This is a genomic window from Plantibacter sp. CFBP 13570 (assembly GCF_014841395.1).
Lineage (GTDB): Bacteria > Actinomycetota > Actinomycetes > Actinomycetales > Microbacteriaceae > Plantibacter > Plantibacter auratus.
Window position 1 is genome coordinate 1 of the sequence record NZ_JACYTW010000097.1, and the last position, 9,099, is coordinate 9,099.

Genomic DNA, 9,099 nt, shown 5'->3' on the forward strand with positions numbered 1-9,099 from the left:
CGGCGCTCGAGTGCGACGCCCGCGCGTCCGATCGCGCCGGCGACCCGCGGGCGCCGCATCCAGGCGAAGCGCGTGGTCCCGATCCGTCGTCCGAGGAGGTAGCAGGACACGTCGCCGGTCACGGCGCCCGCCCAGGCCACGCCGATGAGGAGGGCGAGGTCCGGCGAGCCGCTCGACGCCGAGATCGCCCCGAGCGCCGTCACCGCGGTCTCGCTCGGCAGGACGACCAGGAACGCGTCGGCGACCGTCAGCAGGTACAGCGCCGGGAACACCCAGCCCGACGCGGCGATCTCGAGCAACCACGCCGTGATCGCCGTCTGCAGCTCATCGACCCATGCCATGTCCGCGATTCTCGCTCGGCCGGGTGAACGGCGCGTGACGTCCCCTGCGGCCAGGGTGGTCCTCGCCCGGGAAGCGTGTGAGCATGGAGGTCGGCGGAAGCCGGCGGAGGAGGCATCATGGCGAGGTTCGTGCGGTTCGACCGGTTCGGTGGCCCCGAGGTGTTCCACCTCGTCGAGGGCGACATCCCGGTGCCCGGCCACGACGAGGTCCGCGTCCGTGTCCTCGTCGCAGGCCTCAACCCCGTCGACCACAAGCTCGCGGTATCACCCGAAGCGCTCGCCTCCTTCGGCCGAGGCGTCCCGAGCGGGAACGGCAACGACTTCGCCGGGGTGGTGGACGGCGTGGGGAGCGGCGTCCAGGGATTCGCGACGGGCGACCACGTCTACGGTGGACACCGGTTCCACGCGCAGGCGGATTTCCTCATCGCCCCGGCCTGCATCCTCCATCACGTGCCGGACGGGCTCACCATCGAGCAGGCCGGCGCGCTGGACATCGCGGGACGCGCGGCGATCGCATCGGTGGCCGCCGTCGGCGTCCAGCAGCCGGACACGGTGCTCGTGAGTGCTGCGGCCGGCGGGGTCGGCGTGCTCGCGGCGCAGCTCGCCAGACGGACCGGCGCGGTCGTGCTCGGCACCGCCGGTGCGGCCAACCAGGAGTTCCTCCGCGGTCTCGGCATCGTCCCCGTCCAGTACGGCGACGGCCTGCGCGAGCGAGTCCTCGAGGCGGCCCCTGGCGGGATAACCGCCGTCATCGACACGCACGGCCGGCCGACCCTCGAGCTGGCGCGCGACCTCGGCGTCGCGCCGGAGCGGGTCAACACGATCGCGGACCGTCCGTTCGCCGCCCAGCACGGGTTCCGCGGCGTCGGCGGACAGGACGCGACGCTCGACGAGCTGGCAGCGCTCGGCGAGTCGATCGCGCGGGGTGAGATCGTCCTCCCCATCGACAGCGTGTGGCCCATCGAGCGGGTCGTCGACGCCTACCGCCACCTCATCGACGGTCACGTCCGTGGGAAGGTCGTCCTCGTCACCTCGTGACGTCGCGCCGGGACCCGGTCGGGTCGCTCCGAGGGGGCTCCGGGTCGAAGGCCCGCTTGCGACTGAAGATGAACACCGCGCGGGGTTCGATGAGCGGTCTCGTGATGCGGCGCACGGGGCCGCTGGACAGCACGACGACGATCAGGACCGACAGCACCAGCAGGCCGACGAGCACGAGGTCCGGGCTGCCCGTGTCGGTGAGGACGCCCGACTCACGCAGGGGGTAGAGCACGAAGGAGTGCAGCAGGTAGACGTACATCGTCGACTGTCCGTACCGGGTGATCCACGACTGGCCGCGGGGGACGAGCACGAAGAACGCCGCGGTGAGGACGACGGCCAGCAGGATCGCCGCGAGTCGCACCAGGCCGCCCGTCCCATCCTCGTTGCCGAGCGCGGTGTACCCCCGGTCGTAGAAGAACCAGTAGCGCAGGTCGATGCGCCGCCACAGGTCGATCCCGACGACGAGGACGACCGCCCACGCGATGAGGACGACGGCGGCGGCGATCCGGATCCACCAGGCCCTGGTGCGGACGAGACGCCAGCGGTCCACAAGACGCCACCGGTTGATCTGCCACCCGAGCACGAAGAACGGGAGGATCCCGAGTGCGCGCGAGAGCGAGAACGTGCTGTCGACGTTGTCGAGGTAGCCGACGCCGACCGAGATCACCACGCTCCAGAGCAATGGCCAGCGCAGGAGCGCGAGATAGGGCAGGACGAGGCGGAAGATGCCGAGCGCGAGGAGGAACCAGAGCGTCCACGACGGTTGGGTCGGGTTGAACGCGCGTTTGCCCTCGACGAGGAACTGCACGAGGGACCAGATCCCCTCCATGATCAGGTAGGGCAGGAGGATGTCCGTGATCACCCGACGCATCTGTCGTCGTCCGGGAGGGGCCGACTTCGAGAAGTACCCGCTGATGATCGCGAACGCCGGCATGTGGAAGGCGTAGAGGAACAGGTACACGACGAGCGCGGGGTCGGACTCGGAGGTCAGGCGTTGGATCGCGTGGCCCATGACCACGAGCGTGATGCACGCGAAACGGGCGTTGTCCCAGAACGGGACGCGCTGCTTCGGGCGAGCGGCTGCCAGCGCGGGATGCGTCAACGTCACCTCCTGGGGTCCGCACCAGCGTAGCCCGGGGTGGCCCGCGCGACGACGGGGGCCCGGGCGCCGGGCTCAGGATGGCGTAGCGTTGGATGGTTGCACGAGAGCGGAGGACCGGATGGCTGAACGCGGTCTGAAGACCTCGCTGATCAGCTTCGCGCCATCGCCCAAGCGCTGGCCGGCAGCCCTCACGGCTGCGATCGCGATGGCCGTGCCGGTCGCGGTCGCGACGTTCTTCGGACTCACGCCGCTCGGCCTGCTCACCGGCCTCGGGGCGTTCACCGCGCTCTACTGCGCGCCGCTCAGCCGCCGGGACCGTCTGCGGGTGCTGCCGCTCATCGGAGCAGGACTCGTCACGGCCGCGGCGCTGGGTGTCGCGATGTCGGGTTCTCGGCCGCTGACCGCGATCGGCCTCATCGTCGTCGGGTCGGTGGTGATCTGGCTGGTGCAGGGCATCGTCCTCGGCCCTCCGGGCGCGCTGTTCTTCATCCTCGTGTTCGGCATCGCCGGCCACCTGACCGCGCCCGTCCCGATCGGCGGCGCCGGGCTCGACGGCGGACTGGTGATCCTGCTCGTGGCGGCCGGTTCCGCCTTCGCCTCGCTGGTGGTCGTCGCGCCGTTGCTCGTGCCGGCCGTCCGCCGCGGCGCGGGGAAGCCGACGCCGATGCGGGTGCTGTTCCCCGAGTACCGGCTGAGCGCGACCGACCGCCGGATCGCGGCACGCCTCACGGTCGCGCTCGCGATCAGTGCGGTCCTCGGAGCGGTCCTCGGCCTCGGTCACGGGTACTGGATCGCCGGGTCCGCCGTCGCGATCCTCAGCGTGGGGCACTCGCGCACCCTGAGCGCGACACGCGGCGTGCACCGCGTGCTCGGGACGGTCGTCGGCGCCGGGATCTTCCTCGCCGTGGCCTCGCTCCAGCCGCACGGCTACGTCCTCGCGCTCGTGCTGGCCGCCCTGCAGTTCACGATCGAGCTCGTCGTCATCCGGCACTACGCGTTGGCGCTCGTCTTCATCACGCCGCTCGTGCTCATCATCAGCACGTCCTCGTCGACGCAACCGGTGCTCGCGATCGTGGGGGAGCGCGTGCTCGACACCCTCCTCGGAGCGGCCGTCGCGATGGTCCTCCTGCTCGTGTCGTGGGGACGCGACCGCCGGCGCGCGGCGTCTCCCGACGCCCCTGGCACCCCGCCCATCACCTGAGGATCCGTGTCGTTCCGGGGATCGCCGAACCCCCCTCTGCTAGGCTGACCGACGGCGGACCGTGATGGTCCGCTCCGCGCACAGCCAGCCGACAGGAAGCTGGTCCTCGGTGGTGTATCCCTCGCGATCCGCGGGTGGTGTTCTACTGGTGGCCAGCCAAGTCCCGGAAGACCGGGCGGCTTGAGCAAGTACTGCGGCTGTGTTGCGCGCTGCATCATGCACGACCGCGCTCGACGGCGCGTCCATTCGGGACGCGCGGCCCGTCACTCGACGGGAGCGCACACGTACGAAGGAGAGACCTGTGGAAGGTCCAGAAATCAAGTTCGCCGAGGCCGTTCTCGACAACGGCAAGTTCGGCAAGCGCACGGTCCGGTTCGAAGCCGGCCGCCTCGCGCAGCAGGCACAGGGCGCGATCGCCGCGTACCTCGACGAGGAGACCATGCTCCTCTCGGCCACCTCGGCCGGAAAGCACCCCAAGGACAACTTCGACTTCTTCCCCCTCACGGTGGACGTCGAGGAGCGCTCCTACGCCGCCGGCAAGATCCCCGGTTCGTTCTTCCGTCGTGAGGGCCGCCCCTCGACCGAGGCGATCCTCGTCTGCCGCCTCATCGACCGGCCGCTGCGCCCGTCGTTCGTCACCGGCCTCCGCAACGAGGTCCAGATCGTCATCACCGTCCTCTCGATCGCTCCGGGTGAGTTCTACGACGCCCTCGCGATCAACGCGGCGTCGATGTCCACCCAGATCTCGGGTCTGCCGTTCTCCGGTCCGATCGGCGCCGTCCGTCTCGCGCTGATCCCCGGCCAGGCCGGCGAGGCCGACCAGTGGGTCGCCTTCCCGAAGGTCGACCAGCTCGAGGAGGCCGTCTTCGACATCATCGTCGCCGGTCGCATCGTGACCGACGCCAACGGCAACGAAGACGTCGCGATCATGATGGTCGAGGCGGAAGCCACCGAGAACAGCTGGAACCTCATCAAGGGCGGCGCCACGAAGCCCGACGAGGCGGTCGTCGCTGCCGGTCTCGAGGCCTCCAAGCCGTTCCTCAAGCAGCTCGTCAAGGCGCAGAGCGAACTCGCCGCTCAGGCGGCCAAGGAGATCGCGGCCTACCCCGTGTTCCTCCCGTACACGCAGGAGAGCTACGACGCGGTCGCCGGTCTCGCACACGACGAACTGGTGAACGTCTACCAGATCGCCGACAAGATCGAGCGCCAGAACGCCGACGACGCCCTCAAGGACCGCGTCAAGGCTGAGATCACCGAGCGCGTCGAGGCCGGTTCGCTCGACGCCGAAGTGCTCACCCAGTTCTCGGCGGCGTACAAGTCCGTCTCGAAGGTCGTCATGCGCGGCCGGGTCCTCCGCGAGGGCATCCGCATCGACGGCCGTGGCCTCACCGACATCCGTCCGCTCGACGCCGAGGTGCAGGTCATCCCGCGCGTCCACGGTTCCGCGATCTTCCAGCGCGGCGAGACCCAGATCCTGGGTGTCACCACGCTGAACATGCTCAAGATGGAGCAGCAGATCGACTCGCTGTCGCCCGTCACGAAGAAGCGCTACCTGCACCACTACAACTTCCCGCCCTACTCGACCGGTGAGACCGGCCGGGTCGGTTCGCCGAAGCGTCGCGAGATCGGGCACGGCTTCCTCGCCGAGCGCGCACTCGTGCCGGTGCTGCCGAGCCGCGAGGAGTTCCCCTACGCGATCCGTCAGGTCTCCGAGGCCCTCGGGTCCAACGGTTCGACCTCGATGGGTTCCGTCTGCGCCTCGACCCTGTCGCTGCTGAACGCCGGTGTGCCGCTCCGCGCACCCGTCGCCGGTATCGCCATGGGCCTCATCTCCGACGTCGTCGACGGCGAGACCCGCTACGCGGCGCTCACCGACATCCTCGGCGCCGAAGACGCCCTGGGCGACATGGACTTCAAGGTCGCCGGTACCTCCGAGTTCGTCACGGCCATCCAGCTCGACACGAAGCTCGACGGCATCCCGACCTCGGTCCTGACCGGTGCGCTCCAGCAGGCCAAGGACGCCCGCACGACGATCCTCTCCGTGCTGAACGCGGCGATCGACGCTCCTGACGAGATGGCGCCGACCGCACCTCGCGTCATCAGCGTCCAGATCCCCGTCGACAAGATCGGCGAGCTGATCGGCCCGAAGGGCAAGACGATCAACTCGATCCAGGACGAGACCGGCGCCGACATCTCCATCGAGGAGGACGGCACCGTCTACATCGGCGCCGTCGACGGTCCGTCGGCCGAGGCCGCTCGCGCCCAGGTCAACGCGATCGCGAACCCCACCAACCCGGAGGTCGGCGAGCAGTTCCTCGGAACCGTCGTCAAGATCGCCGCGTTCGGCGCGTTCGTCTCGCTGCTCCCGGGCAAGGACGGCCTGCTGCACATCTCCGAGGTCCGCAAGCTCGCCGGTGGCAAGCGTGTGGAGAACGTCGAAGACGTGCTCGGCGTCGGCCAGAAGATCCTCGTCGAGATCACGAAGATCGACGACCGCGGCAAGCTCTCGCTCGCTCCGGTCGTCGCCGATGAGGCCGACACGCACGGCAGCGACGCTGCCAGCGAAGGCCCCGAGGCCCCGGCCGAAGGCTAAGCCTCAGCAGCTGCACCCGAACGCCCGTCCCGCCTCTGCGGGGCGGGCGTTCGCCGTTGCGCGGAGTGTCGACGGTTGAGCGCCAGGGTGATCCGGCGTAGCCTCGGACCAGCTCGCGATGACGCGAGGGCACGGCATCGCTCACGAGGCACCGCCGTGAGGTCACCGAACTCAAGGCGGCGTGCATCGTGTCGATGGAGACTCACACCCAATTCCCGCAGGATTCCGACGAGCGGGGCGGTGATGCACGCGAACCGGTCCCGGTCGACCAGGGGTGCGTCCAGCTCCTCGATCCGGACGGCGTCCGTCAGGAGGACGCCCTCTACGACCTCTTCGTCGCCGACCTCGGTCACACCGAGCTGCTCGCGCTCTACGAGGACATGGTCGTCACGCGCCGCATCGACACGGAGGCGACGGCTCTGCAACGGCAGGGCGAGATCGGTCTGTGGCCACCGTCGCTCGGGCAGGAGGCCGCCCAGGTGGGGTCGGCGCGGGTCCTGCGGCGCGGGGACTTCGTCTTCACGAGCTACCGCGAACAGGCCGTCGCGTACTGCCGTGGCGTCGAACTCGACCAATTGATGGCGATGTGGCGGGGGACCGCGCTGTCGGGCTGGGACCCGTTCGCGGTCGGCATGGCGACGCCGGCGGTCATCATCGGGGCCCAGACGCTCCATGCGACGGGCTACGCGATGGGCTGTCAGCGCGACGGGTCCGACGCGGTGGCCGTGGCCTACTTCGGCGACGGGGCGACGAGTCAGGGCGACGTGAACGAGGCGCTGGTGCTGGCAGCGAGCTTCCAGGCACCCGTGGTGTTCTTCTGCCAGAACAACCAGTACGCGATCTCCGAGCCCGTCGGGCTGCAGGCCCAACGCCCCATCGCGGACCGGGCACCGGGCTTCGGGGTGCCGAGCATGCGGGTCGACGGCAACGACGTGATCGCCGTGACGGCGGCGATGCGGATCGCCGTCGACCGCGCACGTTCCGGTGGTGGGCCGACCTTCATCGAGGCCGTCACCTACCGCATGGGGCCGCACACCACCTCGGACGATCCGACGCGGTACCGGGACGAGAGCGAGGTCGCGTCGTGGCGTGCAAAGGATCCGATCGCCCGTCTCGAGCGTCTGCTGGAGTCCGAGGGGGTCCTCGACGAGACGGCCCGAGCCCACGTCGCGTCCGTCGCCGACTCGGCTGCCGCCCGGGTCCGTGCGGGGTGCCTCGCGTTGCCTGCTCCTGACCCGCTCTCGCTCTTCGACGAGGTCTACGCCACCGCCCACCCCGGGCTCGAACGGCAACGCGAGGAGTACCGCTCGTACCTCGCGATGTTCGACGGTGGTGCCCGATGACCACGCTCACCCTCAGCAAGGCGATCAACACCGGACTGCACCACGCCCTCGCCGATGACGACCGGGTCCTGTTGCTCGGCGAGGACATCGGCCGACTCGGTGGGGTGTTCCGGGTGACCGACGGCCTCCAGGCGGAGTTCGGTGCCGATCGCGTCGTCGACATGCCGCTGGCGGAGTCCGCGATCATCGGAGCGGCGATCGGTCTGGCGTTCCGGGGCTTCCGCCCGGTGTGTGAGATCCAGTTCGACGGGTTCATCTATCCGGGGTTCGACCAGATCGTCGCGCAGTTGGCGAAGCTGCACTACCGGACGAAGGGCGCCGTGCGCATGCCGGTCACCATCCGCGTGCCGTACGGCGGAGGAATCGGCGCCGTCGAGCACCATTCCGAGTCCCCGGAGGCGTACTTCGCGCACACGGCGGGACTGCGCGTGGTGACGTGCTCGGACCCCCAGGACGCGCACACCATGATCCGTCAGGCGATCGCGTGCGACGACCCGGTGCTGTTCTTCGAACCGAAGCGGCGGTACTGGACGAAGGGTGAGGTCCTCGACGACCTCCCCGCCGATCCGCTCGCGTTCACCCGTGCGCGGACCGTTCGCGCCGGCACGGACGCGACGCTGGTCGCCTACGGTCCGCTCGTCCAGACGGCGCTCGAGGCTGCGGAGGCCGCGGCCGACGAGGGTGTCGACCTGGAGGTGATCGACCTCCGATCCCTCGCACCCCTGGACGTCGACGCGGTCGCCGCCTCGGTCGAGAAGACCGGGCGACTCGTCATCACGCACGAGGCGCAACGCTCGGGAGGGGTCGGAGCCGAACTGGCGGCCTCGATCACCGAACGCTGCTTCGACCTCCTCGAAGAGGCCCCAGTGCGGGTGACCGGGTTCGACACGCCCTATCCCGCTTCGGCGCTCGAGGACCACTTCCTCCCGGACCTCGACCGGATCCTGGACGGGGTGGATCGCGCGCTGGGGCGTCGGTCCTCGGCCTCCGCTGTGGGCAGGGCCGATGCCCGGCCTGTGACCGGTGGGGAGGGACGGCGATGAAGCGGTTCTCCCTACCCGATCTCGGTGAAGGTCTGACCGAGAGCGAACTCGTGTCCTGGCGCGTCGCCGTCGGCGACCACGTCGAGCTCAACCAGGTGATCGCCGAGGTCGAGACCGCGAAGGCGCTCGTCGAACTGCCCGCGCCGACCGCCGGCGTGGTCACGAGGCTCCACGTCGAACCGGGGAGGACGGTCCTCGTCGGCGAAGCGCTCGTCGACTTCGCGCCCGATGGTGAGACCGCTCCGCCCCCGTCGGTCCCCGAGGCCGACCGAGCGGAGGTCGACCGTCCGAGTGGGGCGGCGGACCGCGAGCCGGTCCTCGTCGGCTACGGCCCTCGCACGGCGAGCGGTGAACGGCCACGGCGTCGTGCCCGGTCCGCCGGCGATGACACACCTGCCCCGGCGCACACCGCCCCGGTGCCGGAGCGTTCCCGGCCCC

General features: G+C 70.1%; 8 protein-coding genes. 6 read left to right on the plus strand and 2 right to left on the minus strand.

Annotated elements, in window-relative coordinates:
- Positions 1-341, minus strand: a 341-nt coding sequence (locus IFT89_RS18875; protein WP_374190805.1) for a DedA family protein, incomplete at its 3' end; no start/stop codon positions are given.
- Positions 342-458: 117 nt separating this feature from the next.
- On the opposite strand from IFT89_RS18875, the gene IFT89_RS18880 reads away from it, so the two are divergent.
- Positions 459-1,379 carry an NADP-dependent oxidoreductase gene (locus IFT89_RS18880; RefSeq protein ID WP_202939731.1) on the plus strand — a complete coding sequence of 307 codons (921 nt, stop codon included), beginning with the start codon at positions 459-461 and terminating at the stop codon, positions 1,377-1,379.
- Here the strand turns inward: IFT89_RS18880 and IFT89_RS18885 are convergent.
- Positions 1,369-2,481 (minus strand): acyltransferase family protein, encoded by a 1,113-nt coding sequence (locus IFT89_RS18885; RefSeq protein ID WP_244650861.1) that lies wholly within the window; start codon positions 2,479-2,481, stop codon positions 1,369-1,371. The genes IFT89_RS18880 and IFT89_RS18885 overlap by 11 nt on opposite strands.
- 118 nt (positions 2,482-2,599) lie before the next feature.
- On the opposite strand from IFT89_RS18885, the gene IFT89_RS18890 reads away from it, so the two are divergent.
- The 5 genes from IFT89_RS18890 to IFT89_RS18910 form a co-directional block, all read left to right on the plus strand.
- Positions 2,600-3,682, plus strand: a complete 1,083-nt coding sequence (locus tag IFT89_RS18890) for an FUSC family protein (RefSeq protein WP_202939732.1) — start codon at positions 2,600-2,602, stop codon at positions 3,680-3,682.
- A 301-nt stretch (positions 3,683-3,983) separates the two neighbouring features.
- Positions 3,984-6,275 (plus strand): polyribonucleotide nucleotidyltransferase, encoded by a 2,292-nt coding sequence (locus IFT89_RS18895; RefSeq protein ID WP_079707114.1) that lies wholly within the window; start codon positions 3,984-3,986, stop codon positions 6,273-6,275.
- A gap of 194 nt (positions 6,276-6,469) precedes the next feature.
- On the plus strand, positions 6,470-7,618 hold the full coding sequence (gene pdhA / locus IFT89_RS18900; RefSeq protein WP_202939733.1) for a pyruvate dehydrogenase (acetyl-transferring) E1 component subunit alpha: 1,149 nt from the start codon (positions 6,470-6,472) through the stop codon (positions 7,616-7,618).
- The gene (locus tag IFT89_RS18905; RefSeq protein WP_124769533.1) at positions 7,615-8,661 is read left to right on the plus strand and encodes an alpha-ketoacid dehydrogenase subunit beta; all 1,047 of its coding nucleotides are present in this window, start codon (positions 7,615-7,617) and stop codon (positions 8,659-8,661) included. The genes pdhA and IFT89_RS18905 overlap by 4 nt, the downstream gene beginning before the upstream one ends.
- The coding region (locus IFT89_RS18910) for a biotin/lipoyl-containing protein (RefSeq protein ID WP_307783553.1) at positions 8,658-9,099 on the plus strand (442 nt) is incomplete at its 3' end. The genes IFT89_RS18905 and IFT89_RS18910, both read left to right, overlap by 4 nt.